General features: G+C 67.2%; 27 protein-coding genes. 17 read left to right on the top strand and 10 right to left on the bottom strand.

Going from position 1 to position 26,441, the window contains the following annotated elements; genetic code table 11:
* Position 1: 1 nt before the first annotated feature.
* The 4 genes from AC5Y4N_RS07225 to AC5Y4N_RS07210 are packed head-to-tail and all read right to left on the bottom strand — an operon-like array spanning position 2 to position 3,677.
* A complete protein-coding gene (locus AC5Y4N_RS07225; protein ID WP_499905551.1) occupies positions 2-853 on the bottom strand; it encodes a CDP-alcohol phosphatidyltransferase family protein in 852 nt (283 codons plus the stop codon).
* The gene (locus tag AC5Y4N_RS07220; RefSeq protein WP_499905555.1) at positions 850-1,563 is read right to left on the bottom strand and encodes a phosphatidylserine decarboxylase; all 714 of its coding nucleotides are present in this window, start codon (positions 1,561-1,563) and stop codon (positions 850-852) included. The genes AC5Y4N_RS07225 and AC5Y4N_RS07220 overlap by 4 nt, the downstream gene beginning before the upstream one ends.
* Before the next feature lie 6 nt (positions 1,564-1,569).
* Positions 1,570-2,760: a molybdopterin molybdotransferase MoeA gene (gene moeA, locus AC5Y4N_RS07215; RefSeq protein ID WP_499905558.1), complete on the bottom strand. Its 1,191-nt coding sequence runs from the start codon at positions 2,758-2,760 to the stop codon at positions 1,570-1,572.
* The gene (locus tag AC5Y4N_RS07210; RefSeq protein ID WP_499905562.1) at positions 2,760-3,677 is read right to left on the bottom strand and encodes an SDR family NAD(P)-dependent oxidoreductase; all 918 of its coding nucleotides are present in this window, start codon (positions 3,675-3,677) and stop codon (positions 2,760-2,762) included. The genes moeA and AC5Y4N_RS07210 overlap by 1 nt, the downstream gene beginning before the upstream one ends.
* 115 nt (positions 3,678-3,792) lie before the next feature.
* On the opposite strand from AC5Y4N_RS07210, the gene AC5Y4N_RS07205 reads away from it, so the two are divergent.
* From AC5Y4N_RS07205 to AC5Y4N_RS07190, 4 genes are all read left to right on the top strand, one after another.
* Positions 3,793-4,227, top strand: coding sequence for a PH domain-containing protein (locus AC5Y4N_RS07205; protein ID WP_499905566.1), 435 nt, complete (start codon positions 3,793-3,795; stop codon positions 4,225-4,227).
* Between the two features lie 26 nt (positions 4,228-4,253).
* Positions 4,254-5,645, top strand: coding sequence for a PH domain-containing protein (locus AC5Y4N_RS07200; protein ID WP_499906319.1), 1,392 nt, complete (start codon positions 4,254-4,256; stop codon positions 5,643-5,645).
* A gap of 164 nt (positions 5,646-5,809) precedes the next feature.
* Positions 5,810-6,622, top strand: coding sequence for an HAD-IIA family hydrolase (locus AC5Y4N_RS07195; protein WP_499906321.1), 813 nt, complete (start codon positions 5,810-5,812; stop codon positions 6,620-6,622).
* A gap of 30 nt (positions 6,623-6,652) precedes the next feature.
* Positions 6,653-7,126 (top strand): SRPBCC family protein, encoded by a 474-nt coding sequence (locus AC5Y4N_RS07190; RefSeq protein ID WP_499905569.1) that lies wholly within the window; start codon positions 6,653-6,655, stop codon positions 7,124-7,126.
* Here AC5Y4N_RS07190 and AC5Y4N_RS07185 read toward each other — a convergent pair.
* Together AC5Y4N_RS07185 and AC5Y4N_RS07180 are read right to left on the bottom strand one after the other, a co-directional pair.
* Positions 7,123-8,814, bottom strand: a complete 1,692-nt coding sequence (locus AC5Y4N_RS07185; RefSeq protein WP_499905572.1) for a DEAD/DEAH box helicase — start codon at positions 8,812-8,814, stop codon at positions 7,123-7,125. The two genes, AC5Y4N_RS07190 and AC5Y4N_RS07185, sit on opposite strands and share 4 nt — an antisense overlap.
* A gap of 58 nt (positions 8,815-8,872) precedes the next feature.
* On the bottom strand, positions 8,873-9,370 hold the full coding sequence (locus AC5Y4N_RS07180; RefSeq protein WP_499905576.1) for a cupin domain-containing protein: 498 nt from the start codon (positions 9,368-9,370) through the stop codon (positions 8,873-8,875).
* Between the two features lie 180 nt (positions 9,371-9,550).
* Here AC5Y4N_RS07180 and groL point away from each other — a divergent pair, with 180 nt between their 5' ends.
* The 3 genes from groL to AC5Y4N_RS07165 all read left to right on the top strand — a co-directional run bounded on the left by groL (position 9,551) and on the right by AC5Y4N_RS07165 (position 13,176).
* Positions 9,551-11,176, top strand: a complete 1,626-nt coding sequence (groL, locus tag AC5Y4N_RS07175) for a chaperonin GroEL (RefSeq protein WP_499905579.1) — start codon at positions 9,551-9,553, stop codon at positions 11,174-11,176.
* A 216-nt stretch (positions 11,177-11,392) separates the two neighbouring features.
* Positions 11,393-12,265 (top strand): putative endonuclease domain-containing protein, encoded by an 873-nt coding sequence (locus AC5Y4N_RS07170; RefSeq protein WP_499905581.1) that lies wholly within the window; start codon positions 11,393-11,395, stop codon positions 12,263-12,265.
* Positions 12,266-12,351: 86 nt separating this feature from the next.
* Entirely contained in the window at positions 12,352-13,176 is an 825-nt protein-coding gene (locus AC5Y4N_RS07165) for an SDR family NAD(P)-dependent oxidoreductase (protein WP_499905585.1), read from the top strand.
* Here AC5Y4N_RS07165 and AC5Y4N_RS07160 read toward each other — a convergent pair.
* Complete coding sequence (locus AC5Y4N_RS07160) at positions 13,165-13,728, bottom strand: carboxymuconolactone decarboxylase family protein (protein ID WP_499905587.1); 564 nt, start codon at positions 13,726-13,728, stop codon at positions 13,165-13,167. The genes AC5Y4N_RS07165 and AC5Y4N_RS07160 overlap by 12 nt on opposite strands.
* Positions 13,725-15,449 (bottom strand): N-acyl-D-amino-acid deacylase family protein, encoded by a 1,725-nt coding sequence (locus AC5Y4N_RS07155; protein WP_499905589.1) that lies wholly within the window; start codon positions 15,447-15,449, stop codon positions 13,725-13,727. The genes AC5Y4N_RS07160 and AC5Y4N_RS07155 overlap by 4 nt, the downstream gene beginning before the upstream one ends.
* Positions 15,450-15,479: 30 nt before the next feature.
* On the opposite strand from AC5Y4N_RS07155, the gene AC5Y4N_RS07150 reads away from it, so the two are divergent.
* Genes AC5Y4N_RS07150 through AC5Y4N_RS07125 form a run of 6 tightly spaced genes read left to right on the top strand, consistent with a single transcriptional unit; the run spans position 15,480 to position 21,183 of the window.
* Positions 15,480-15,854: a VOC family protein gene (locus AC5Y4N_RS07150; protein ID WP_499906323.1), complete on the top strand. Its 375-nt coding sequence runs from the start codon at positions 15,480-15,482 to the stop codon at positions 15,852-15,854.
* A gap of 10 nt (positions 15,855-15,864) precedes the next feature.
* A complete protein-coding gene (locus tag AC5Y4N_RS07145; RefSeq protein ID WP_499905591.1) occupies positions 15,865-16,404 on the top strand; it encodes a mycothiol transferase in 540 nt (179 codons plus the stop codon).
* Positions 16,405-16,413: 9 nt separating this feature from the next.
* Positions 16,414-17,949, top strand: a complete 1,536-nt coding sequence (locus AC5Y4N_RS07140) for an aldehyde dehydrogenase family protein (RefSeq protein WP_499905593.1) — start codon at positions 16,414-16,416, stop codon at positions 17,947-17,949.
* A 9-nt stretch (positions 17,950-17,958) separates the two neighbouring features.
* A complete protein-coding gene (locus AC5Y4N_RS07135; protein ID WP_499905596.1) occupies positions 17,959-18,855 on the top strand; it encodes a hypothetical protein in 897 nt (298 codons plus the stop codon).
* Positions 18,852-20,417, top strand: coding sequence for a DUF456 domain-containing protein (locus AC5Y4N_RS07130; RefSeq protein ID WP_499905598.1), 1,566 nt, complete (start codon positions 18,852-18,854; stop codon positions 20,415-20,417). Before AC5Y4N_RS07135 ends, AC5Y4N_RS07130 begins: the two co-directional genes overlap by 4 nt.
* Before the next feature lie 7 nt (positions 20,418-20,424).
* Positions 20,425-21,183, top strand: coding sequence for a hypothetical protein (locus AC5Y4N_RS07125; protein WP_499905601.1), 759 nt, complete (start codon positions 20,425-20,427; stop codon positions 21,181-21,183).
* 7 nt (positions 21,184-21,190) lie between these two features.
* On the opposite strand, the gene AC5Y4N_RS07120 is transcribed toward AC5Y4N_RS07125, so the two are convergent.
* Positions 21,191-21,499 (bottom strand): DUF2563 family protein, encoded by a 309-nt coding sequence (locus AC5Y4N_RS07120; RefSeq protein WP_499905604.1) that lies wholly within the window; start codon positions 21,497-21,499, stop codon positions 21,191-21,193.
* A gap of 7 nt (positions 21,500-21,506) precedes the next feature.
* Positions 21,507-23,513, bottom strand: a complete 2,007-nt coding sequence (locus AC5Y4N_RS07115) for a prolyl oligopeptidase family serine peptidase (RefSeq protein ID WP_499905606.1) — start codon at positions 23,511-23,513, stop codon at positions 21,507-21,509.
* A gap of 82 nt (positions 23,514-23,595) precedes the next feature.
* Here AC5Y4N_RS07115 and adh point away from each other — a divergent pair, with 82 nt between their 5' ends.
* From adh to AC5Y4N_RS07095, 4 genes are read left to right on the top strand one after another with little or no spacing between them, the layout of a single operon-like run.
* Positions 23,596-25,119 (top strand): aldehyde dehydrogenase, encoded by a 1,524-nt coding sequence (adh, locus tag AC5Y4N_RS07110; protein WP_499905608.1) that lies wholly within the window; start codon positions 23,596-23,598, stop codon positions 25,117-25,119.
* Complete coding sequence (locus AC5Y4N_RS07105) at positions 25,119-25,634, top strand: DUF779 domain-containing protein (RefSeq protein WP_499905610.1); 516 nt, start codon at positions 25,119-25,121, stop codon at positions 25,632-25,634. Before adh ends, AC5Y4N_RS07105 begins: the two co-directional genes overlap by 1 nt.
* Positions 25,631-25,909 carry a putative holin gene (locus AC5Y4N_RS07100; protein ID WP_499905612.1) on the top strand — a complete coding sequence of 93 codons (279 nt, stop codon included), beginning with the start codon at positions 25,631-25,633 and terminating at the stop codon, positions 25,907-25,909. Before AC5Y4N_RS07105 ends, AC5Y4N_RS07100 begins: the two co-directional genes overlap by 4 nt.
* A complete protein-coding gene (locus tag AC5Y4N_RS07095; protein ID WP_499905616.1) occupies positions 25,902-26,432 on the top strand; it encodes a hypothetical protein in 531 nt (176 codons plus the stop codon). The genes AC5Y4N_RS07100 and AC5Y4N_RS07095 overlap by 8 nt, the downstream gene beginning before the upstream one ends.
* The last annotated feature ends 9 nt before the right edge of the window (positions 26,433-26,441 follow it).

Raw genomic sequence — 26,441 nt, 5'->3', positions numbered from 1 at the left:
GTCATCGCTGCGGCCGGCGCAGGCCCAGCCGCGCCACCGATCGGCGATGCGGCTGCTGAGCCCGGCGGCTGGCGCGGCGTTGTACCCGGCGCTGCCGCGGTTTGTCATCCCATGTTTCGGGATGGTTTGCGGCCCAGCGGTTGCTGCGCCAGGCGAACGGGATGTGGATGACGTAGCTGACGATGATCACCATCAACACGACTGCCCCGAATTTGATCGACGCGGCGATGCCCAGTGCCAGCAACGCCAGCAGCGGCACCACCATGTTCGACGGCACCGAGAAGGTGTGCACTTTGCGCATCGGGATGGTGCTGACCACGAGCAGCGACACGCCGATCATCCACAGCGATACCGCCCATTCCGACGTCCACCAGCCGTGGCCGAACTGCAGCTGCACGGCCAGCGGTCCGATCGCGCCGATCGCCCCGGCCGGTGCCGGCATGCCGACGAAGTAGTCCTTCATGTACGCGGGCTGCTCTTCGTCGAGCGCCGCGTTGTAGCGCGCCAGCCGCAGCACGATGCACGACGTGTACAGCAGCACCACGATCAAGCCGACCTGCGATCCCGACAGCAGGGTCCAGTAGACGATGAACGCCGGCGCGACGCCGAAGTTCACCGCGTCGGCCAGCGAGTCGATCTCCTCGCCCATGCGTGAGGTGGCCTTGAGAACCCGGGCGATCCGACCGTCGAGCGCGTCGAGGATCGCGGCGACGGCCAGCAGCGCCAGAGCCGGTTTGAGGTCGCCGTCGTGCGCCCACACCACCGACGTCATCGCCAGACAGATCGCTGCCACGGTCATGGCACTGGGCAGCAGATACAGGCTCTTCTGCCGCTTGCTCACCCGCGTGGTCATGGCAGTTCGGCGATGACGGTCTCGGCCCCGACCGCGCGCTGGCCCGGCTTGACCGGCACGGTCGACCCTTCGGGGAAGTAGGTGTCCAGCCGGGAGCCGAAGCGGATCAGGCCGTAGGTGTCGCCGATGCTGAGCTTGTCCCCGGCGCGCGCATCGCACACGATGCGGCGTGCCAACACCCCGGCGATCTGCACGACCACCACGTCATGGCCATCCGGTGTGCGGATCCACATGCTGTTGCGCTCGTTCTCGGCGCTGGAACGAGGCCGGTCGGCGGACCCGTGCGCGCCGGACCGATGCCGCACCGCGACCACCTCACCGGCGACTGGAACCCGTTGCACGTGTACGTCGAACAGTGACAAAAAGATGCTGACCCGCGGCATCGGCTGCTCCGGCAACCCGAGTTCGGCCGGCGGCACCGCGGTGTCGACGAGCGTGACCTGCCCGTCGGCAGGGGCCACCACGACACCGGAACGGTCCGGTGGCACCCGGGCCGGGTGGCGGAAGAACAGCGCGAACGCGCCGGCCGCCGACAGGCCCGTCGTGCGCAGCCACCGGTTTCTGACGCCGGCCGCCGCGACCGCGAGACCCGCCGAGACGAACGGCAACCCCGCGGGGTGCATCGGCGGAACGGTCGAACGGACCAGCTCGATGAGCCGGGAGGCTTCCGACTCCGAGTCGTCAGCCGGGAGATGTGGGCGTCTAGCCATTGGCCGCTATCTTAAGTCCCACACTTGCACCTGCGCTCCGGCCGCCATTTCGGTGACGTCCTCGGGGATTTCGAGCAGACAGTTCGCCGACGCCAGCCACCGCAGGTGATGCGATGCGGGCGGCCCGTACGTCGTCACGTGTTCCCCGTCCAGCACGCCGCGGCGAAACTGCCGCTTACCGCGCGGCGACGTCAACGCGTCGGCCAGCACTGCTGCCCGCCTGGGCCGGTGCGGCGACGGCAAGCCCATCGCGGTGCGCAGGGCGGGCCGGACGAACACCTCGAACGACACCAGCGCGCTGACGGGGTTGCCCGGCAGCGTGACGACCGCAGTGTCGTTCAACTGGCCGGCACCCTGCGGCATGCCGGGTTGCATCGCGACCTTGACGAACTCGATCCCGTCGTCCCGCAGCGAGTCTTTGACCACCTCGTAGGCGCCTGCGCTGACCCCGCCCGTGGTGACCACGAGGTCGGCAAGGCCGGCATAGGTCTCGAGCGCATGACGGAATTCGCCGACGTCGTCGCCGGTCATCGGGGCGGCCACCACCTCACCGCCGGCGTCGCGCACGGCGGCGGCCAGCATCACCGCGTTGGATTCGTAGATCTGTCCCGGCCGCAGTGGCTGCCCCGGCGGCACCAGCTCCTCGCCCGTCGACACCACCAGCACGCGCTGCCGCGGGATCACGACCACCTCGGTGAGCCCGAGTGCGGCGGCCAGTCCCAGCGCGGCCGGCGTGACGATCTGTCCGGCCCGCAGTGCGGTCATCCCGGCGGTGACGTCCTCGCCGGCCCGGCGGATGTGCTGGCCGAGCCTCGGTGCGGCGCGCACCGCGACCGTGTCCGTTCCGCCGTCGGTGGCCTCGACCGGCACCACGGCCGTCGCACCCGCGGGCATCGGCGCGCCGGTCATGATCCGGTGCGCGGTGCCGGGTTTCAGCGTCAGCGTGTCGGTGCGGCCGGCGAAAATGTCTTCGACCACGGGCAGCAACACCGGATTGTCCGGGCTGGCGGCGGCGACGTCGTCGGCCACCACCGCGTAGCCGTCCATCGCGGAGTTGTCGAAACCGGGCAACGACAGCGGCGCCACCACGTCGTCGGCGAGGGCCAGTCCCGCCGCCTCGGTCAACCGAACCCGCATCGCCGACCGCGGCTGGATCAGCCCGGCGACTACCCGGGCGTGCTCCTCGACCGAGCGCATCACACGGGATACGTGACGCCGGTCAGTTCCTCCGACACCTGCCACAGCCGGCGCTGAAGCTGCGGGTCATGGGACTGCTTGCTGGACTTCACCACTTTGGGGTGACCGCGCTGCTCGCCTAGACCGTCCGGGCCGTAGTACTGGCCGCCCTGCGCTGAGGGGTCGGTAGCCGCGCGCAGCGTCGGCAGCGCGCCCATCTCGGCGCTCTGCGAGAACACGTTCCACACGGTCTGGGAAACTCCTCGAATCCAGCCCGGCATGTTGCGCAGCAGTTCGGTGTTCGAGCCGCCGGGATGCGCCGCCAGCGCGGCCGTTGGCGCTCCCTTGAGCTTCAGCCGGCGCTGCAGCTCATAGGTGAACAGCAGGTTGGCGAGCTTGGACTGCCCGTAGGCGGCCACCCGGTTGTATCCGTGGTCCAAGTTCAAGTCGTCGAAGTGGATCTTGGCCATGATCCGGTGGCCAATGCTGCTGACCGTCACCACCCGTGAGCCGTCGACCGGAAGCAGGCACTCCAACAGCAAGCCGGTGAGCGCGAAGTGGCCGAGGTGGTTGGTGCCCAATTGCAACTCGAAGCCGTCCTTGGTGGTGCTCTTGTCGGTGTACATCACGCCGGCGTTGTTGATCAGCAAGTCGATCCGCTGATGGTTGGCTTTGAGCTCCTCGGCCGCCTCGCGGATCTGCTGCAGCGAGGTCAAATCCAGGTGCTGCAATGCGACGACGGCGTTCGGGTTGTCGGCGCTGATCTGCGCCGCGGCTTGCTTGCCCTTGTCCAGGTTGCGCACCGCGAGCACCACGTGGGCGCCCTTGTCGGCGAGCGCCTTGGCGGTCCAGAACCCCAAGCCGGTGTTGGCTCCGGTGATGATCGCGATCCGGCCCGACTGGTCGGGAATGTCAGCGGTGGTCCACTTGCTGCTCATCGTCTCTCCTTCGGGCCGCACGTATCGTCATACCGGTCAAAGCTAATCCAACAGGAATCTGTCGTTGCTTACGTTCGCCGAGCCTGCGAATCCCCCTAGCCGTCGTGCACCGTTGATGTGGGCAGTGTCTGCGCTGTCCGCGTGGATGGTGCCGGCGGTCGCCCAGGTGGTGTGGTGGGTGGTGCAGCCGGCGCACCTCCGGTGGCATCTGGCGGTCGCGGTCGCGACGATCGTGCTGATGGCATTGCACGTCGGCGTCATTCCGGCGTGGCGCTATCGGGTGCACCGCTGGGAGATCAGCTCGCAGGCGGTGTTCACGCGCACCGGGTGGCTGGTGCAGCAGCGGCGCATTGCGCCGATCTCGCGGGTGCAGACCGTGGACACGTACCGCGGCCCGCTGGACCGGCTTTTCGGGTTGGCCAACGTGACTGTGACGACGGCCTCCTCGGCCGGTGCGGTGCACATCGTCGCTTTGGACGCCGACGTGGCCGATCGCGTTGTTGCGCAACTGACCGACATCGCGGCGCTTGGCGCCGAGGACGCCACGTGACCCCCTGGCAACGGCTGAGCCCGCGCATGCTCTTGGTGCATCCCGTCCACGAGGTGCTGCGTCAGTTGCCAGTGCTGGTCGGGTCGTTGGTTCTGGGATCCTCGACAGGCAACAACGGTTGGCCGCTGGCAGCGCTGGGCGTGGTGGTCGGAATTGGGCTGCTGCGTTGGGTTTTCACCACTTACCGCATCACTGACGAGTATCTGGAACTGCGCACCGGTGTGCTGCGTCGGCGGTCGATGTCTGTGCCCCGCAACAGGATTCGGTCAGTGCAGACCGACTCGCGGTTGCTGCACCGGATTCTCGGCCTGACCGTGCTGCGGGTGGGCACCGGTCAGGAGGCACACCGCGACAATGCATTCGCGTTGGACGCGGTGGCGGCCGCGCAGGTGCCGCAGCTGCGGGCGGCGCTGTTGGCCGAGTCGGTGCCGTTGCCCGAACAGGCTGCAGGACAGGTGCTGGCGCGTTGGCAACCGTCGTGGTTGCGGTATGCGCCGCTGAACTTCTCGGGCCTGGTGATGATCGGAGCCGTGATCGGCCTGGCGTACCAGGCGGGCGCCGGCGTGACGTTGTCCGAACGGGTGGCGAAGGCCGGCACCGAGGCGGCGCACCGAGCCGGCATCGCGGTCGTCGTCGCCGTCGGGGTGGTCGTTGTACTGCTGGTGTCGTTGTCGCTGGCGGTGCTGTGGTCGTGGGCGACGTACGGAAATCTGGTGCTTCGCCGCGATGCCGGCGTTCTGCATCTGCGCCACGGGGTGCTGCGGGTGCGCGAGCACACCTTCGACATGCGGCGGCTGCGCGGCGGCACACTTCGTGAACCCCTGTTGGTCCGGTTGTTGCGGGGCGCGCGGCTGGACGCGGTCATGACGGGCGTGCACGGCGAAGGGGAGTCGTCAGTGCTGCTGCCGCCGTGCCCGGCGGCGACCGCGAAGGCGGTCCTCGTCGAGCTGGTCGACGACGAGGCGGCCGTCGACGGGCCGCTGCGCGGGCATGGCCGGGCGGCGGCGCGCCGGCGCTGGACCCGGGCCATGGCTGTCCCGGCCGTGGCTGCTGCGGTGATTTGCGTTGCGCCGCTTCCGGTTTGGGTGTGGGCGGGCTGGGCGGCCGCGGCGGTGGTGTGCGCACTGCTGGCGGTGGACCGCGTCCGGTCCCTGGGGCATCGAGTGGCCGACGGCTGGCTTGTCGCACGCACCGGCAGCCTGGAACGCCGGCGCGACTGCATCGCATGCGCGGGCATCATCGGCTGGATCGTGCGTCAGACGCTGTTGCAGCGGCGCGCCGGCGTCGCCACGTTGATCGCAGCTACCGCGGCCGGACGCAAGCACTACCAGCTGATCGACGTGCCCGCGGAGTTGGCGTGGTCGGTGGCCGCCGAGGCGTCGCCGTGGGTGGCCGACAGCATCTGGACCCGCCGCTAGTTTCCGCGAGGGTGCGTGTCTGTGCACCGGCACGCCGACGCCAGGCGTACCAGAGCGCACGCTGGCGCCCGGTGACCGCCCGCTGGCCGCCCGGTGACCGCCCGGTGACCGCCCGCTGCCCGTTACGACTTGCGCACCCGCGCACCCCGTTTATCGTCGGGACCATGGGCGTCGGCGGGGTGCTGTTCGACATCGACGGCGTGCTTGTCACGTCCTGGAAGCCGATCGAGGGTGCCGCCGAGACGGTGCGCATCCTCACCGACCACCAGATCGCCTGCTCGTATCTGACCAACACCACCACGCGTACCCGCCAGCAGATCGCCGAGGCCTTGGCCGACGCCGGCATCACCGTGCGCCCCGACGAGGTGATCACCGCGGCGGCGCTCACCGCCGAGTACGTGCGCCAGAACTATCCGCACGCGCGATGTTTCTTGGTCAACAGCGGCGACATCACCGAAGACATGCCCGGTGTCGACGTCGTCGCCTCCACGGAATACGCCGACGACGGACCGCCGGACGTCATCCTCATGGGCGGGGCCGGCCCCGAGTACGACCACCTCACGCTCAGCCGCGTCTACGACTGGATGGCCCAGGGCGTGCCCGTCGTCGCAATGCACCGCAGCACGGCCTGGAAAACCACCGAGGGATTGCGGATCGACACCGGCATGTACCTGATCGGGATGGAGCAGACCTCCGGACGCAAGGCCACCGCCGTCGGCAAGCCCGCGCCGGCCGGGTTCCTCGCCGCGGCCGCTCGGCTCGGCGTCGACCCGGAACAGATGTACATGGTCGGCGACGATCTCAACAACGACGTGCTGGCCGCCCAGGTGGTCGGCATGACGGGGGTGCTGGTGCGTACCGGAAAGTTCCGTCAAGACACGTTAGATCGTTGGGCCGCAGACGAATTCGCGATGCAGCCCAACCACGTCATCGATTCGGTGGCCGATCTGCCGGAGCTGCTGGGGCTGTCGCGATGACTTCATCGCCCGGCGCAGGTCTGTACCGGTGTGACTGACAGCATCCACTCCACACTGACCATCCACGCGCCCGTCGACGCCGTGTTCGACGTGCTGGCCGACCCCGCTACGCACCAAGCGATCGACGGCACCGGCTGGGTGCGCGAATCGCTGGACGAGAAGCACCTGACGGAGCAGGGCCAGCTGTTTCGGATGGCGATGTACCACGACAACCACCCAGACAAGCACTATCAAATGGCCAACCGCGTCGAGGTCTTCGACCGCCCGCGCGTGATCGCCTGGCAGCCCGGCCAGGAGAACGAGAACGGCGACGTCGAATTCGGCGGCTGGATCTGGCGCTACGACCTCGAGCCCGCCGGCCCGGAGCACACCGAAGTGACGCTGACCTACGACTGGTCGGCAGTGCCACAGCAGCTGCGTGATCACATCGGTTTCCCGCCGTTCGACCCGTCGCACCTCGAGAATTCGCTGACCAACCTCGCCCGGCTGGCGCAAGGCCATTAAGCCTTCAGAGTGCGGACAGCCTCGATGCGTGCTCTGAGCTGATCGGTGGTCGCCGCCGCCACCGGCGGTCCGCCGCAGATCCGCCGCAGCTCGTTGTGAATCCAGCCGTGTGACTTGCCGGTTCGGTGATGCGCGATGGACACCAGCGTGTTGAGCTCGCGACGCAGTTCGCGCAGCTGACCGTGCGTGGTGCGCGGTGCCGGGTTCTCGCCTGCAGCGGTACGCCGGGTCAGCTGTTCTTCTTGCCTGCGGTGCAAGAGGTCTCGCATCTGCGAGGCGTCCAGCAGCCCGGGGATGCCGAGGTAGTCGGCTTCTTCCTCGCTGCCCGCGGGCGTGGCGGTACCGAACGACGCGCCGTCGAAGATCACCTGATCGAGCTCAGCGCTGGCACCCAGCGACTCGAACCCCTTGTCGTCGGTCGGCTCGCTGCGGCGCCGTTCGGCCAGCTCGCCCTCAAGCGGGTCGCCGAGCGATTCGCGATGCGGACGGCCCAGCACATGGTCGCGTTGTGCCTCCAACTGGCTGGCCAAATCCAGCAGCGACGGCACCGACGGGAGGAAGATGCTCGCGGTTTCGCCGGGCCGTCGCGAGCGCACGAAACGCCCGATCGCCTGCGCGAAGAACAGCGGCGTGGATGCGCTCGTGGCGTACACACCGACCGCCAGCCGCGGCACGTCGACACCCTCGGACACCATGCGCACTGCGACCAGCCACGGACTGGTGCCTGCTGAGTACTCGGCGATGCGTTTCGACGAGCCCGGATCGTCGGAGAGTACGACCGTCGGCTGCTCGCCGGTGAGGCGGGTCAGCACCTCGGCATATGCGCGGGCCGCAGTCTGGTCGGAGGCGATCACCATCGCTCCGGCGTCCGGCATGCCGCCGACCCGCAGCTGGCGCAGCCGGGTGTCGGCGGCCTGCAGCACAGCGGGGATCCATTCCCCGGACGGATCCAACGCGGTGCGCCAGGCCCGTGCGGTCTGCTCGGCGGTCAGCGGCTCGCCGAGCCGGGCCGCGTGCTCCTCCCCGGCGCTGCTGCGCCACCGCGCCTCGCCGGAGTACGCCAGGAACACGACTGGCCGCACCACACAGTCGGCCAGTGCCTCGGCGTAGCCGTAGGTGTGGTCGGCGCGCGAGCGCAGCACGCCCTCGCCGTCGGGCTCGTATGTGACGAACGGAATCGGCGCGTCGTCGCTGCGGAATGGCGTGCCGGTCAGCGCCAGCCGGCGCGTGGCGTCGTCGAACGCCTCGCGGATGGCGTCGCCCCAGCTCTTCGCGTCGCCGCCGTGGTGGATCTCGTCGAACACCACGAGCGTGCGGTAGTGCTCGGTGCGGATCCGGTGCCGGACCGGATGGCTGGCCACTTGCGCGTAGGTGACGACGACGCCGTGGTACTCCGACGACGTGTGCCCCGAGGTGTTGCTGAACTTGGGATCGAGCGCCATACCGGCGGATGCAGCCGCTGCCGCCCACTGCGTCTTGAGGTGCTCGGTGGGCACCACCACGGTGATCCGCTCCACGGTGCCGTCGGCAAGCAGCTCGCCGGCCACGCGTAGGGCAAACCTGGTCTTGCCGGAACCGGGGGTGGCCACGGCAAGAAAATCGCGCGGCTGCGCGGCAAGATACCGCACCAATGCCCGACGCTGCCAGCCCCGCAAAGCCTGGGTGTCGGGCGCAGCACCAGCCCGCACCCAAGACTCCTCACTGATCGAAGGACAGTGTAGCCCAAGGGATTACGGCCACACGCCGTTACGGGACCCAGAAATTGTCGTGGCGAATGAACCACTCGCGGCGCTCGTCGTCGGTCATGTCGCCGAGCTGCGGAAGTCCCTCGAAATACTGCTCGCGCGGAGCGCCTGGAGCAAACAGCATCAAGATCGACGCGGGTCCGTCGGCTTCGTTGCGGAAACCATGCACGCCGCCCGGTGGGACATAGAGGAAGTCGTTGCGCGAGCCGTCCACCCACTCACGCCCGTCGTAGAGCCTGATGCTGCCGGACAGCACGAAAAACGCCTCGGACATCGCTCGATGAAAATGCGGGCCCGGTCCGCCGGCCTTCGGGGCCAGCTCGACGCGATACAGCCCGTAGTCGCCGTCGGTCTTCTGCTGGTTGGCCAGATAGTGGTATTCGACCATCCCGCCCGCCACGTAGTCGGCAGGCTGGTCGCCGCGTCGCAGGCTGGCGCTGACCTCGGGTTCTCGGGCGGTGTACCGGGGTAGCGGATAGGGCGGCACGACGAGCGACATCGCCCCAAGCCTGCCACGTGCCCGCACCTTGCACTCGGCATGGGCGAGTGCTAAGAATGACGTTGGCACTCCCGACCGGCGAGTGCTAGGTCGGGACGGTGAGACCGAAGTTCGGTCGTCCGTCGCGGGCACTGACCCGGCCCGGAACGTCACCCCCCAACCGGAGGATTTACTTCGCAAATGTCCAAGATCATTGCGTACGACGAAGAGGCCCGGCGCGGTCTCGAGCGGGGTTTGAACAGCCTCGCCGACGCGGTAAAGGTGACGTTGGGTCCCAAGGGCCGCAACGTCGTCCTCGAGAAGAAGTGGGGCGCCCCCACGATCACCAACGACGGCGTGTCGATCGCCAAGGAGATCGAGCTCGAGGACCCGTACGAGAAGATCGGCGCCGAGCTGGTCAAGGAAGTCGCCAAGAAGACCGACGATGTCGCCGGTGACGGCACCACCACTGCGACGGTGCTGGCCCAGGCGCTCGTGCGCGAGGGTCTGCGCAACGTCGCGGCCGGTGCGAACCCGATGGCGCTCAAGCGCGGCATCGAGAAGGCCGTCGAGAAGGTGACCGAGACGCTGCTCAAGTCGGCCAAGGAGGTCGAGACCAAGGAGCAGATCGCCGCAACCGCAGGCATCTCCGCGGCTGACCCGGCCATCGGCGAGCTGATCGCCGAGGCGATGGACAAGGTGGGCAACGAGGGCGTCATCACGGTCGAGGAGTCCAACACCTTCGGCCTGCAGCTCGAGCTCACCGAGGGCATGCGCTTCGACAAGGGCTACATCTCGGGCTACTTCGTGACCGACCCCGAGCGTCAGGAAGCCGTGCTCGAGGATCCCTACATCCTGTTGGTGTCGTCGAAGGTCAGCACCGTCAAGGATCTGTTGCCGCTGCTGGAGAAGGTCATCCAGGCCGGCAAGCCGCTGCTGATCATCGCCGAGGACGTCGAGGGCGAGGCCCTGTCGACGTTGGTGGTCAACAAGATTCGCGGCACGTTCAAGTCCGTCGCCGTCAAGGCTCCGGGCTTCGGCGACCGCCGCAAGGCGATGCTGCAGGACATGGCGATCCTCACCGGCGGCCAGGTGATCTCCGAAGAGGTCGGCCTGACGCTGGAGAACGCCGACGTGTCGCTGCTCGGCCGTGCCCGCAAGGTCGTCGTCACCCGTGACGAGACCACGATCGTCGAAGGCGCCGGCGATCCCGACGCCATCGCGGGCCGCGTCGCGCAGATCCGTCAGGAGATCGAGAACAGCGACTCCGACTACGACCGCGAGAAGCTGCAGGAGCGGCTGGCCAAGCTGGCCGGCGGCGTTGCGGTGATCAAGGCCGGGGCTGCCACCGAGGTGGAGCTCAAGGAGCGCAAGCACCGCATCGAGGACGCCGTGCGCAACGCGAAGGCGGCCGTCGAGGAGGGCATCGTCGCCGGTGGCGGTGTGGCCCTGCTGCAGGCCGCGCCGGCGCTCGACGAGCTCAAGCTCGAGGGCGACCAGGCCACCGGTGCCAACATCGTCAAGGTGGCACTGGAGGCTCCGCTGAAGCAGATCGCGTTCAACGCCGGCCTCGAGCCCGGTGTGGTCGCCGAGAAGGTGCGCAACCTGCCGTCGGGGCATGGCCTCAACGCCGACACCGGCGAGTACGAGGACCTGCTGGGCGCTGGTGTGGCCGACCCGGTGAAGGTGACGCGCTCGGCGCTGCAGAACGCCGCGTCGATCGCCGGCCTGTTCCTCACCACCGAGGCGGTTGTCGCTGACAAGCCGGAGAAGGCGGCCGCACCTGCGGGCGACCCGACCGGCGGCATGGGCGGCATGGACTTCTGAGTCTGCCTACGAGAAAGCCCGGTTCCCAAGGGAGCCGGGCTTTTTCGTGCGGTGCGCGGCCGGTCGGTGCGCGGCCGCCCACCGGCGTCTTCACGCCGACTGTGCGGTGTCCTATGCGACACGCCGCCGAGGCACTACAAATTCGCACAGTTGCGGGCTGTGGATAAGTCGGCGCAGCGGGTGATTCCTGTCGGGCACCCCGACGACCCTGCTGTTATGGCAGAAGTCAAGTGGCCGTTCAGGGGTTGGGACGCAGTCGAAGCCGGTGAGTTGACGATCCACGAGTTGCGGCGGTTCTATACGCCCGTCTACCCCGGCGTCTATGTGCCACGCGCAGTCGAGCTTTCGACCGCGCAGCGCTCGCGGGCGGCATGGTTGTGGTCTCGGGGCCGCGGAGTCCTCGCCGGGTTGTCGGCCTCCGCAATGCTGGGTGCGCGATGGGTCGAGCCGGATACTCCGGCGGAGCTCATTCACAACAACAGGCGGCCACCGCCGTCACTCGTAGTGCACAGCGACGCGCTCGCACCCGGTGAATGTGTGCGCATCGCCGGGATGTCTGTGACAACGCCGGCGCGCACCGCGTTCGACCTCGGTCGGCGGTTGCCCCTCAAGGAAGGCGTGCAGCGCATCGATGCTCTGATGAATGCCACCGACGTGAAGGTCGTCGACATTCAAACCGTCATCGCAGCGCACCCGGGTAGTCGCGGCCTATGTCAGCTGCGCCAGACGTTGAATCTCGTCGACGGTGGGGCAGAGTCGCCCTACGAATCGCTTACTCGGCTGCTGCTCATAGAGGCCGGCTTTCCGCGACCGGACACCCAGATCATCGTCGTCGACGAGTTCGGCTTCGTGGTGGCTCGCATCGACATGGGATGGCGAAAGTACCTCGTCGGCGTCGACTTCGAGGGCGCGCATCACTGGACCGATCCGGGGCAACGTTCGAAGGACGCCGAGCGGTACAACGTCCTACCCGCGCTGGGCTGGAACGACATCCGGGTGACAAGCGGCATGCTCCTCAACCGACCGCAGGCCTTCTTCGACCGCGTCGGTGCGGCCCTGATTGCGCGCGGCTGCCCGAAGACGTGGTGACTGTGCGGTTTTGAATGCCTGCCGCGGCGTGTCGTCTACGACACCGCACACTCGGCGCGGAGGAGGCGGCCGAGTACCGTCGAGCGATGCCGCTGCCGCCGCCTTCGCCGACCACCACCGCCGTCGTCACCGGAGCTTCGTCCGGTATCGGCGCAGACATCGCCCGCGAATTGGCGGCGCGCGGCCACGGCGTCACCCTCGTCGCGCGGCGCGAGGACCGCCTTCGCGAGTTGGCCGCCGAGCTTGGTTCGACGGTGCGCGTGGAGGTGATCGCCTGCGACGTCGCCGATGCCGATGCGCGGGCGGGGCTTCTCGACGCGGTCGCCGAGCGCGGCCTGACCGTCGACATCCTGGTGAACAACGCCGGGATCGGAACCATGGGCTCGGTGGTCAAGTCGCCAGTTGCCGACGAGCTCGCGCAGGTTCGAGTGAACGTCGAAGCCGTGGTAGACCTGACCACCCGCGCACTGCAGCAGATGGTGCCACGCGGTCGCGGTGCCATCTTGAACGTCGGATCCACCGCCGGGTTTCATCCTTTCCCTGGTCAGTCCTGCTATGCGGCCACCAAAGCGTTCGTCAACACCTACAGCGAAGGGCTGCGAGGTGAACTGGCCGGCACCGGTGTCACCGTCGCCACGCTGTGCCCGGGCCCAGTGCGCACGGAGTTCCTCAAGACCGCGGGCATGGACGAACGCACATTCGCCGACGCATTCCCGAAGGTGCTGTGGATGCCGTCGCGCGAGGTAGCAAAAGCGGGTGTCGACGCCGTCGCCAACGATCGGGGACTGGTGATCGCCGGGCTGCCCAGCCAGATCAGCACTCGGCTGCTGCAGTTCATGCCGCGGCGAGTGCTGCTGCCGCTGCTGGCCCGTCAGCATCCGGCACTGCGGCGCGACCGCTCAGCGCGCTGACGCAGGCCAGCGCCGCATCCAGCCCTCGGTCGGCAACGCCAGGCCGTTGCACAACGTGCAGATGGTCCGATACCAGCCGATGACGATCAGCAGCTCCATCCGCTGCTCGTCGTCGAGATCGCGGCCCAGAGCCGTCCACGTCCGATCGGACCACGACCCGGTGTGTTCGAGTTCGTCGACAGCACAGAGCACTTCACGTTCCGACGCGATCCAGCGCGGGTCGTCGGCCCCGCCGGTCACCAGCGCGTCGCACTCGTCACCGCTGACGCCGACGATCGGTCCCCAGAACGCGGCCTGCCCGCCCCACTCGTACTCGCATCTCAACAGCGCGCAGGTGCGCAGAATCGCGATCGTGCGCAGCCGTGGTGGCAGGCGCGCATCGACGTACAGCGACTCGCCCAGCTTGCGCAGCCGGGCGGCCAACACCGGGTGCCGCTGAAGGCAGCGCACCAACAGCAGCGGCTCATACGTGCGATCGGGATGGCCCCAGCTGTTGATCGCCGCGGCGTCCTCCTCGCTCCACGGCGGAGCCAGCGGTGCGACGCGCGTCATGCCGCTGGTGCCGGTTGCCGTCCCCGCACCAACCGCCCCGGCCGCGCCGACGTCGGCTCGCCGTTGGCGGCGATCACCTCTCCGCTGACGACTGTCGCGACATACCCGTCGGCGGTCTGGTCCAGCCGCTTGCCGCCGGCCGGCAGATCGTGGGTGATCACCGGCCGGTGCAGTCGCAACCCGGCGTGATCGATCACGTTGAGATCTGCCTTGTATCCCAAGGCAATTCGACCGCGATCATGCAAACCGGCCACTCGCGCCGGCACCGATGTCAGTTCGCGAACAGCCTCTGCCACGCTCAGCCGCCCCGACGCTCGGTCGCGCGCCCAGTGCGCCAGCAGAAACGTGGGAAAGCTTGCGTCGCAGATCATTCCGTAATGCGCGCCGCCGTCGCCCAGCCCCAGCACCACGTCATCGCGGCGCAACAACCGGCCCAGGGTGTCGAGTGAGTTGTCCTGATAGTTGCCCATCGCCACCAAGAGCATGGCGTGCCCGTCGTCGTCGAGCAGCCGGTCGTAGGCTTCCTCTTTGGGATCCACTCCGCGCGCGACAGCCCGCGCCAAGATGCTCGACGACGCCGGCGGCTCGTAGTCCGGCGGATCGCCCAGCGGATACATCCACTCCCACATCTGCGCCAGGTGCAGCAGTGGATTGCCCTGCTCCGTCGGCTTGTCATTCAGGATCCGTTGGCGCACTTCGGGTTTACGCATCTCAGCGACACGCTCCGCCAGCGGCAAGTGGGAAATCTCCCGGTAGCTTGGACACAGCACGAACGGGTTGCCGCTGAGTTCGAGTCCGATCACCAGTCCGATCGGCCGCGGGAACATCTGCGCAGTGATGTCGACGCCCGCCGACGTGAACTTCTCGATCAACGTGAACGCGTCTGGCCACATCGGGTCGCCGCTGTTGCCGGTGGCCATGCTGAACGTCACCGGCAGTCCGACATCCTGAGCCACCTCGAAGACCGCTCCGAGCACCGATTCGTAGCCCCCCGCGGGAATATCGGGAACGAATTGGATCAGCCCGCCGCCGCCCTCGGCGATCCCTTGAGCGATAGCCATGATCTCGTCGCGTGCCGCGCCGTAGGTCGGAATCTGTTGTCCCCCAGCGGTTTTGTGCAACACGAACCGCGACGAGGCGAAGCCCATGGCGCCCACTTCGACCGCCTCCCGGGCCAGCGCCCGCATGCCGGCCAAGTCCTCGTCGGTCGCGGGTTCGCGGTTCACTCCCCGCTCACCCATCACGTACACCCGCAGCGGCGAATGCGGCAGGTAGGCGGCGACATCGATATCCCGTTGCCGCGCCTCCAACGCGTCGAGGTACTGCGGAAAGGTCTCCCAGTCCCATGGCAGTCCGTCGGCCATCACCACACCCGGAATGTCTTCGACGCCGGCCATCACGTCGACGAGCACGTCGTGGTCTTCGGCGCGGCACGGCGCGAAGCCCACCCCGCAATTGCCCATCACCGCGGTGGTGACGCCGTGCCGCGACGACGGCGTCAACCGGTCCGACCAGATGGCCTGCCCGTCGTAGTGGGTGTGCAGGTCGACGAAGCCCGGGCTGACAAGCAAGCCCGTCGCATCGATCTCCCGTGTCCCGGCTCCGTCGACGGCGCCGAGACCCACGATCACCCCGTCTTTGACGGCGACGTCGCCGACGAACGGATCGCCGCCGAGGCCGTCGACGATCGTGCCGCCGCGGATGACAAGGTCGTAGCTCATCAACCGACTGTAAGTGTCAGGATGGGCGCCGTGATAGATCACTTCGGCATCAACTGCAGCGATTTCGAGAAGGCCAAGCAGTTCTACGACCGGGTGCTCGGTGTCCTGGGCTTCACGCGGCAAATGGACTTCGGCAGGGCGATCGGCTACGGCAAAGACGGCAAGCCCAGCTTCTGGATCGCCGATGCCGACCTCGGTCCGAACCGCGAAATCCATGTCGCGTTCTCGGCCGCCGACGAAGACGCCGTCAAGGCGTTCTACGACGCGGCGATCGCGCTCGGTGCCGAATCTCTGCACGCACCGCGGCTGTGGCCGGAGTACCACCCCGGCTATTTCGGTGCGTTCGTGCGCGACCCCGACGGCAACAACGTCGAGGCCGTGTTCCACGGGGCGGCGTCCGAGTAGCTTCGGCGGTATGCCCGACACCGCCGACACCGCCGACACTGATGCCGCCGCCGCGCAGGAACTGCTGCGTGATGCCTTCACCCGCCTGATCGAACACGTCGACGCGCTGACTGACGGCCTTGACGATCGCGTGGCGCTCTACCGCCCGACACCTCAGGCCAACAGCATCGCGTGGCTGATCTGGCACAGCGCCCGCGTGCAGGACGCGCAGGTCTGCGACATCGCCGGGCGCGAACAAGTCTGGACGGGCGACGGCTTTGTAGACCGCTTCGGCCTCGACCTGCCTCGCGACGACACCGGCTACGGGCACAGCCCCGACGACGTCGCGAAGGTGCGGGCGTCGGCAGAACTGCTGGCCGGCTACTACCGCGCCGTGCATGACATGACGCTCGAGTTCGTCGCCACCCTCACCACCGCCGGTCTCGCCCGGGTGATCGACCGCAACTGGGATCCGCCGGTCACCGCCAGCATGCGGCTGGTCAGCATCATCGACGATTGTGCCCAGCACCTCGGGCAGGCGGCATACCTGGCCGGCATAGCCTCGGACTAGCATGATGTGATGACCGCCACACCGGATCTCAAGCCATCGATTCAGCCTGGCTCCACGGGCACAATCCTCAACCCCGCCACCGGCGGTGTCGCCGGTGAGGTGCACTGGACTGATCCCGCCGACGTGCCGCGCATCGCCGCTCGCCTCGCGCAGGCGCAGCGCGAGTGGGAGAAGCGCGGAGCGAAGGGCCGCGCCAAGGTGCTGGCCCGGTTCGCGGTGTGGCTCGGCGATCACCGCGACGAGATCGAAGAGCTGCTGATCAACGAGACCGGCAAGTCGCGCACCGACGCGGTGCAGGAAGTGCCGATGCTGGTGATGATCGCCTCCTACCTGATCAAGACCATGGAGAAGGCGCTGGCTCCGGAGACGCGGCCCGCGCCGCTGCCGGCGCTGGCGGTCAAGAAGATCACGGTGCACTTCCGGCCCCGTCCGGTGGTCGGAATCATCGCGCCGTGGAACTTTCCGGTGGCCAACGCGATGATGGACGCGCTCGGTGCGCTGGCCGCCGGCTGCGCGGTGATGCTCAAGCCGTCCGAGCGGACCCCGCTGACGGCCGAGGTGCTGGTGCGCGGCTGGCGCGAATCCGGTGCTCCGGACGTGTTCGCCTTGGTGCAGGGCGCCCGCGAGGCCGCCGAGGCCGTGATCGACAACAGCGACTTCATCCACTTCACCGGCTCGTCGGCGACTGGCCGCAAGGTGATGGAACGTGCGGCGCGGCGGCTGACGCCGGTGAGCCTGGAACTCGGCGGCAAAGACCCGATGATCGTGCTCGACGACGCCGACGTCGAGCTGGCCGCGCACGCCGCGGTGTGGGGTGGCCTGTTCAACGCCGGGCAGATGTGCGTGTCAGTAGAGCGGATCTATGTGCTGGATTCGGTGTACGACAAATTCGTCGACGCGGTGGTGCGCGACGTGAAAGCGCTGCAGGTGGGCGCAGGCGACGGCCCGCACTTCGGGTCGATGATCGACGATCAGCAGCTGGCTGTAGTGGAGCGGCACGTTGCGGATGCGAAAGCCAAAGGGGCGCAGGTGCTCACCGGCGGTGAGCGGGTGCCGGGACCGGGCAGCTTCTATCAGCCGACCGTGCTGGTGAACGTCGACCATTCCATGCAGTGCATGACCGAGGAGACCTTCGGGCCCACGCTGCCGATCATGAAGGTCGGTAGCGTCGCCGAAGCGGTGAGGTTGGCCAACGACAGCCCGTACGGGCTGTCCGCGTCGGTTTTCTCCCGCAACATCGAGCGCGCCAAAGAGGTTGCGCTGCAATTGGATTGCGGTGCTGTCAACATCAACGACGTGGTGGCCAACCTGATGTGTACCACTGCGCCGATGGGGGGCTGGAAGGAGTCCGGCATCGGCGCGCGCTTCGGTGGTGCCGAGGGTATGCGCAAGTACTGCCGGATGGAGACGATCGTCGAGCCGCGTATCAAGATCGGCTCGGGCGCCAACTACTACTCCTCGTCGCCGAAAGCCGCGGCCCGCATGTCCAAGCAGATGATGTGGATGGCGCTGCGCCGGCCGAAACGCGTGGCGCGCGACCGCTAAGGTCGGTCCGTGCGGTTGGTGGTGGCGGTGCTGTGCTGGCTCGTCGCCACGGTCGCGTTGGCGGTCGCCATCGGGGGCGGCTGGGTGCAGCGCAACTTGATCGACGCCGACGGCTACGCGCGCCTGGCATCGTCGGCCGCAGGGGATCCAGCGCTGCAGAATGCGGTGGCCGCCGAACTCGCCACTCAGACGCTGGTGATCGCGCGCAAGCGTGGCTACGAGCCCAGCGATGATGCGGTCCGCGGTGCAGTGAGCGCCTACACTGCGAGCTCGTCGTTCCCCGGCCAGTTCACCGATGTCAACCGCCTCGCGCACCGGTGGCTGTTCACCGACATGGTGCAGCAGAGCGGTGACCGCTGGACCGTCGACGTCGGGCCGATGCTGTGGAACCTGTCCATCATTCAGGCTTTGAGCAGCCGGGGACTGTCGGTGCCGTCAAGCGTCGAGGTCCCGGTGACGTCCGAGTCGGTGGAGACTCTGCATCCCGGGCAGCTGCGACCATTGGCGACGTGGGGGCCGTGGGTGATTCTCGCTGCTGCCGTAGTGTCCGGGATCGCGGCTCTACTGACGGTTGCTGTGGCGAAGGCGCGCGGGAAAGCTATTGCGGCGCTAGGGGTTTCGGCGCTGTTGGTCGGCGGCGGTGGATATGCTGGCGCGGAGATCGGGCGCCGCCGCCTGGAGAATGCGCTCAACGAGACGTCGGGGAACATTCGCACGATCGCCGACGTGATGGTCGACCACGCCGAAGCGAGTCTTCATCACTGGCTGAACGTCACACTCGCGGCGGGCGCCATGCTGGTGGTCTTCGGGGTTGCCGTAGCGATGCTCGGTACCCTTCTTCGCTCTCAGCGCACCGCAAAGTTGGTGCAAAGCGGACGCGGCAGAGGACCGATGATTGATGTGTGAGTTCGCAATTCGTCAACTTCACGGCGGCTGAGCTGTCGGCCGTCGTCGGCGGCGATCCGTGGAAGCGTGACGAGGAGTTGCAAGCCGGAGATGCGGCGGCGATCGACGAACTCGCCGCTGCCTTTCATCAGTCCGGCGTCTACGTCAAGGATGCCGACGACGAATTCAACTCTGCAAAGCAGAACTTCCTCGGTTCATACCATGGCGACGGCATAAAACATCCGATCAATGACTCGGCAGAGGTCGCTCGGGTCAGCGCTGAGCTGGCCGGGCATCCGGAGGAACTGACCCGCATTGCAGCGGATTTGGAGCAGGCTGCGGCGGCCCTGGCGACGGCGCAACGTGACAGTGCTGCCGAGATCGATCGCCTGAATGACCAATTGCGCGGCATCGACGAGCAGATTTCGACGCAGATGCGCACGGCCCCACCGTGTCTGGTGCTGCAGTTGTTCGGTCAGGCGCGCGACGCTGTCAAAACGGCACTCGACCACATCGATAACATCCGCGGCGGCTATGTCGCGCAGTTGCATGACCTCGAAACGGCGATGATGGCGTCGGGATATGTGCCCGACGCGCTCGACGGTGTCGACGGATCGCCCGGTGATTCACCTCAAGAGGCTGCTCGGCGCTACGACGAGTCGGGACAGCGGGCGAGAGATCAGTCCCTTGTCGATCAAGCCGAAGCCACCGGTGAGCCTGAGCCCCACTGGAGCCGAGAAGAGCAGGACGCGGCTCAGCGGCTCGAAGACTATCTGTCGGTTACCGATCCGACCCATGGGGTGGCTCATCGCGGGAGCCCTCACGACCAAGAGCTGGCAGCCCGGCTGGCCGGTGAGCGGTTGGATGATTTCAACACCGCACAGCTGGTTGGGCCGCTGCCACGCGACCCCGTGCTCGGCGGTGATGCCCGCGACCGCGCGCTAGCCAGGTTGAAGTTGCAGCGTGACTTGCAGAACGGTGAACTAGCCTCCAGCTCGCAACCGATGACACCTGATGAGGCGACCATGCTGATGGACAGGATGGAGGTCACGGATCGCGTGAACGCGTTGACGACGCTGCAGGAGGAGCTTCAGCGCGCGGGCATGTCGCCGCAGGGAGCCGCTTCCGTCGCGACGGGAATGGGCCGCGGCGTCGTACCACCCGAGTATGTCGAAGCCGCTTCTGCGGCCGGCAGCGTCTTCGATGCCGGAAAGAAGGGCATTGAGCGCTACAGCGAGTTGGTGCCCACCGGACGCCACTGGGAACCGGGCGTGGCCTATTCCCCCCAGGACATCGAAGCGCTGAAGCGCCTCGCCAAAGGTGTTGGGCGGGTCGGCACTGTACTGGAATTCGCCACTGGCCTCTATGAGGTCTTCGGAGAAGGCAAGCCGCCTGCGGAGGTCCTTGCGGAGGCAGGGACCGGGTGGGGTGCAGCTTGGCTAGGCGGGCAGGCCGGGGCGGAAATCGGCGCATTCGTCGGCGGACCGCCTGGCGCATTCGTGGGTGCGCTTGTCGGCGGCACTGCAGGCGCCTTGGGCGGCGAGTACCTTGCAGGGGAAGTCATCGACGGGATGAAAGGCTAGCTATCTCATGGCGGGGCTGCCATTGAGCATCGAGCGGATGGCGTCGCAGTCGATGTTTCACCAGCCGCACACGTTGATCTTGTTGGTCATCGCGGTGCTCTGTGTCGCCGGTCCTGTGGTGATGCCAGAGAAGAAGAGCCGGGCGTGGCAGCGACGGTTCTACTGGTCGGCGACGCTGGGGGCGATTGTGTCTGTGTTCCTTGCGTCAATTCCCCGCTGGGGCACCGGCGCGATGCTCGCCCTGTTTGTCGTGTACCTAATGGTTCTCCAGGCCTACTTTTCCACGCCCTACATCAAGATCCGCGGCAAGATCTACGCGTTCAGTGTCAGCGACAGTCTGCCGGATCCGGCCGCCGACGGTTCGCCTCCGCCGGGTAGCGACGACCCGAACTACGATCCGGCGCCTGACTCATACGGCGGCTTGGCCACCGCTCAAAAGAGTTGGTGGAACATGGTATTCGCGATGGGACTCTGTTCCGGGAACGTCTTCTTCTACTTTGTACACGGAGGAAGTCCTTGGCTCCCGCTAGTGACTGCAGTGTGCCTAATACTCGTTGCCCTCGTGTTCGGCCATGGTGACGCAAGTTGGGGATATCGGGTTGCTCGCGGGCAGTACCTACAGTTCGTGCTCGTTGGCATCGTCACGGCAGGCGTCTTCGCGGTTCTCTATCTGGCCGCCTACGCCGCCGGGAAGCGGTGGCCGTGGAGGTTCAAGCGGTCGATGGAGTACACGGCACATCCACGTTTCTGGCGGAAATCGGAGTGAGCCAGCGCTAAGACTCGGCCCCTACCCCGTCGAGCATTGCGGCATTGCGATCCTCGGTCTCGGTGAAGGCTACGGCCACCGCGTGCGCCTTCTCGCCGATTGTGCTCAGCGCGCGGTGATGACTTTCCATCAGCGCTGCGTGATGCCTTTGTGCGCACAAGACGCGTGCGTAAAAAGACGACGCGGCGTCGAAATCGCCGAAAGCGGTTGGTGCTAAACCCACTACAGCGAGCCTGTTGGCGCCATCCGACGCCCGCTCTGCCGCCTTGTGCGACGTGTTCGCCCCGACGCAGAGTCCCTCGACGTTGACCAGCATGACTCCATTATGGCCGTGCCGCGCCGATGGTCCGCCACAAGAATTCGTACATCAGCGCCGCCTTGAAAGCGGCCTGCTTGTTGTCGGCTGCCCCGGCGTGACCGCCCTCGATGTTCTCGTAGTAGCGCACGTGATGCCCGGCCGCCTCGAGCGCGGCGGTCATCTTGCGGGCATGCCCAGGATGCACGCGGTCGTCGCGGGTCGACGTCGTCATCAGCAGCGGGGGATAGCGACGGTCCGCCGAAATATGGTGGTACGGCGAATACTCGGAGATGAACTCCCAGTCCGCCGGGTCGTCGGGGTTGCCGTATTCCGCCACCCACGAAGCGCCGGCCAACAACCGATGGAAGCGGCGCATATCCAGCAGCGGGACGCTGCACACCAGCGCACCGAACAACTCCGGATACTGCGTCAGCATGATCCCCATCAGCAGCCCGCCATTGCTGCCGCCCGCGGCGCCGAGCTGCGGCACCGTGGTGATGCCGCGGTCCACCAAATCCCTTGCGACAGCGACGAAATCCTCCGCAACCTTGTGTCGGCCCTCGCGCATCGCCTGGGTGTGCCAGGCTGGTCCGTATTCGCCACCTCCACGAATGTTGGCCAGTGCGTACGTCCCGCCGCGGGCCAGCCACAGCCGGCCTAGCACGCCGTCGTATCCGGGTGTGCGCGCCACCTCGAACCCGCCATATCCACCGAGCAGCGTCGGCCCGGGACCGTCGGCATCCGTATGCGCGACAACAAAATACGGCACCGCCGTGCCGTCCTCAGATGTCGCGAAATACTGGGTGACGGTGAGGTCGTCGGCGTCGAAGAACTGGGGTGCAGACTTGATGTGCTCCAGCTCCCCGCCGGCTACGCCGCGCAGCAGGCGCGACGGTCGATCGAATCCGCTTGAATCGAGGAAGAATTCGTCGCCAGCATGGTCAGCCGCCACGATCACCGTGTTGGCGTTCTCCGGCAGCCCGACCACTGGTTGTAGCGACCACTCGCCCGGCGTCGCGATCTGCACGCGGCTCGCCACGTCGGCCAGCGTGACCACCACCAGACGGTCGCGCGTCCACGCGTAGTGGTGAAGGCATGTATGTTCGTCGGGCTCGAATATCACCGCCAGTTGCGCTGTACCGCTGAGGAAGTCCTCGTAATCAGCGGCCAGCAGCGAACCGGCGCGGTAATCGCCGGATGCGGTGTACCAGTCGGTGCGCAGCTCAATGAGCAGCCATTGACGGTGCACCGACAGCGACGCGTCGGTGGGTGCGTCGATGCGGACGAATTCGCCGTGCCGAAGTTCGTAGACCTCGCTGTTGAAGAAGTCGATCGACCGGCTCACCAGCGTGCGTTCGAACCCTGGGGTGCGGTCGACCGACGCTCCGACGCTGACGTCCACATGCGTGCCGGAGAACAACAACTCGGCCGACGACAGCGGCTGCCCGCGGCGCCACCGCTTGACCAGTCTGGGGTAACCGGAATCGGTCAGTGAGCCCTCACCGAAGTCAGTGCCCACCAGCACTGTGTCGGCGTCCTCCCAGTCGATGCTGGTCTTGGCTTCTGCGACCACGAATCCGGCGGCGACGAATCGCCTTGTCGCCATGTCGAATTCGCGTACGACGGCGGCGTCAGCGCCCCCGCGCGACAGCGAGACCAATGCTCGGGTGTATTCCGGCTCGATCACGTTCGCGCCGGCCCACACCCAGTTCTCGTCTTCGTCGGCTGCCAGTGCGTCGACGTCGATCAACACATCCCATTCGGGCGCGTCGGTCCGGTACTGCTCAAGCGTGGTGCGACGCCACAGCCCCCGCGGGTGCTCCGCGTCGCGCCAGAAGTTGTACAGATACTCGCCCCGGCGCACCACGTACGGGATGCGGGCGTCGGTGTCGAGCACCTCCAGCGCCTCTTGACGGAACTGCTCGAAGCGTTCGTCGCACAGCTCGGCCAACGTCGGCTCGTTGTGCCGGCGCACCCAGTCCAGGGCCTCTTCGCCGGTGATGTCCTCGAGCCAGAGGTAGGGGTCGTCCACTCCGGCATTCTCTCAGGGCGGTCACGGCCCGTGCCGCGAGTAGTGTGAGCCATACAACACATGCACGACGAAGGAGTCGACCATGACTGTGTTTGCCCGCCCCGGCGCCGAGGGTTCGCTGATGTCGTACGAGTCCCGGTACGCCAATTTCATTGGCGGCGAGTGGGTTCCGCCTGTCAGCGGCGAATACTTCGAGAACCCGTCGCCGATCACCGGTGAGGCGTTCTGCGAAATCCCCCGCTCCACCGAAGCCGACGTCGACAAGGCGCTCGACGCCGCGCACGCAGCTGCCCCGGCGTGGGGCAAAACGGCTCCGGCCGAGCGGGCGCTGATGCTGAACAGGATCGCCGACCGCATCGAAGAAAACCTCGAGTCGCTGGCCGTCGCCGAAACGTGGGACAACGGCAAACCGATCCGCGAGACGCTCAACGCCGACATTCCGCTGGCCGTCGACCACTTCCGCTACTTCGCCGGCGCCATCCGCGCGCAAGAGGGGTCGCTGAGCCAGATCGACGAGGACACCGTCGCCTACCACTTCCACGAACCGCTCGGGGTCGTCGGGCAGATCATCCCGTGGAACTTCCCGATTCTGATGGCCACGTGGAAGTTGGCGCCGGCGCTGGCCGCCGGCAATGCCGTCGTGCTCAAACCGGCCGAGCAGACCCCGGCGTCGATCCTGTACCTGCTCGGGTTGATCGGCGACCTGATCCCGCCCGGCGTGGTCAACGTGGTCAACGGCTTCGGTTTCGAGGCGGGCAAGCCGCTGGCGTCGAGCAATCGGATCGCCAAGATCGCGTTCACCGGGGAGACCACCACCGGGCGGCTCATCATGCAGTACGCCTCGCAGAACCTGATCCCGGTCACGCTGGAGCTCGGCGGCAAGAGCCCGAACGTCTTCTTCAACGACGTCATGGCCGCCCACGACGACTTCCAGGACAAGGCGCTGGAAGGGTTCACGATGTTCGCGCTGAACCAGGGCGAAGTGTGCACGTGCCCGTCGCGCAGCCTGATCCAGGCCGACATCTACGACGAGTTCCTGGAACTCGCCGCGATCCGGACCAAGGCGGTACGCCAAGGCAATCCGCTGGACACCGAGACCATGATCGGCGCGCAGGCCTCCAACGACCAGCTGGAGAAGATCTTGTCCTACATCGAGATCGGCAAGGACGAGGGCGCCCGCGTCGTCACCGGCGGAGAGCGCGCCGAACTCGGCGGCGACCTGTCCGGCGGCTACTACGTGCAGCCGACGATCTTCGAGGGCCACAACAAGATGCGGATCTTCCAAGAGGAGATCTTCGGGCCCGTCGTCGCGGTCACGTCTTTCCGTGATTACGACGACGCGATCGCGATCGCCAACGACACGCTCTACGGCCTGGGTGCGGGGGTGTGGAGCCGCGACGGCAACACCGCCTACCGCGCCGGCCGTGACATCAAGGCCGGCCGGGTATGGACGAACTGCTACCACGCCTATCCGGCCCACGCGGCGTTCGGCGGCTACAAGCAGTCCGGCATCGGCCGCGAGAACCACAAGATGATGCTCGACCACTACCAGCAGACCAAGAACCTGCTGGTGAGCTACAGCAACAAGGCGCAGGGCTTCTTCTGATGGGTGATTTCGGTGCGAAAACAGGCGCTGAGCGCCGGTTAACGCACCCAAATCGCAGCGACGCGCCGCCGCGGGTGCTGATCACCGAGACCGCCGCCGGCCTGCTGCACAAGCTGCGAAATCGTCACGGCCCGTTGATGTTTCATCAGTCCGGCGGCTGCTGCGACGGGTCGTCGCCGATGTGCTATCCCGACGGCGAGTTCATCGTCGGCGACCGCGATGTGCTGCTCGGCATCGTCGAGGACACGCCGGTGTGGATCTCCGGCCCGCAGTTCGACGCGTGGAAACACACGCAGCTGATCATCGACGCGGTGCCCGGCCGCGGCGGCGGCTTTTCGATGGAGGCGCCCGAAGGCATGCGGTTCCTGTCCCGGGGCCGGACGTTCTCCGCCGACGAACTCCGACAACTGCAAGCGGAACCGCCGTTGACCGGTGCCGACTACGCAAACGGCCGACGGCCCGCGAGCGGGGCGAACCCAAGGCCTGTCAAGGGGTCGCTAACCTCGGGAGCGTGATTCCGCTTCCCCGCCCTTGGCTGCTCGCCGGTGCAATGCTGATCGGTACTGCGGTGGGGGTTCTGGCGGCGATCGCGGCGACCCTGACGGTCGACGTCACCATTCGGCCCGACGTGGTGATCGCGCTCGTCGTCGGCGTCCCGGCCACCCTCGGGCTGGTGTTGCTCGTGTCGTCGAGAGTCCGGTGGGTGACAGCGCTCGGGGCGTTCCTGCTGGCGGTCGGCCCGGGCTGGTTCGGCGTGCTCGCTGCGATCGAGGCGGTGTCCGGTGCCTGATCCAGCCGACACCGGCCCGCAGACCCAGCCCAGCCCAGAAGCCCGCCCGGATCCGTGGGAGCCGTTGACCGCCCACCGCGAGCCGTTGATCGGCGACCGTGAACGGCCGGCCGACGAGTCCGCCGACGAACCCGCCGAACCGGCCGTCCCCGAGTTTCTGCCCATCTCGGCGCGACCGCACGTGGTGCCCGGCCAATACCACTACCTCAAGCGGTGGACGTTCGTGCTGACGCTCGTCGCGGTGTGGATTCCTGCCGCTGCGGCTGGTCTTGGCTTGTACTACTGGTGGTTTCACTCGCTGGACAAGACCTGGCCGGTGTTCGCGGTGCTGATCTTCGTGGTCGTGTGCAGCGTCGCGGCGATGCTCGCCGCGATGGTCGACGGCAAGCCGCTGGTAGCAGCGGCGGGGATCGCGATCATGTCGGCTCCGCTGGCCGCGGTGGCCGCGGCGGCCGTGCTGCACGGCATCTACTACTGCGATCGGGTTGCCCGGCCTTGCCTAGCCGGGGTGATCCCTTATTAGGGTGGCTTG

This window comes from Mycobacterium sp. NGS19 (assembly GCF_059813155.1).
This window is presented reverse-complemented; position numbering and strand designations above follow the sequence as displayed.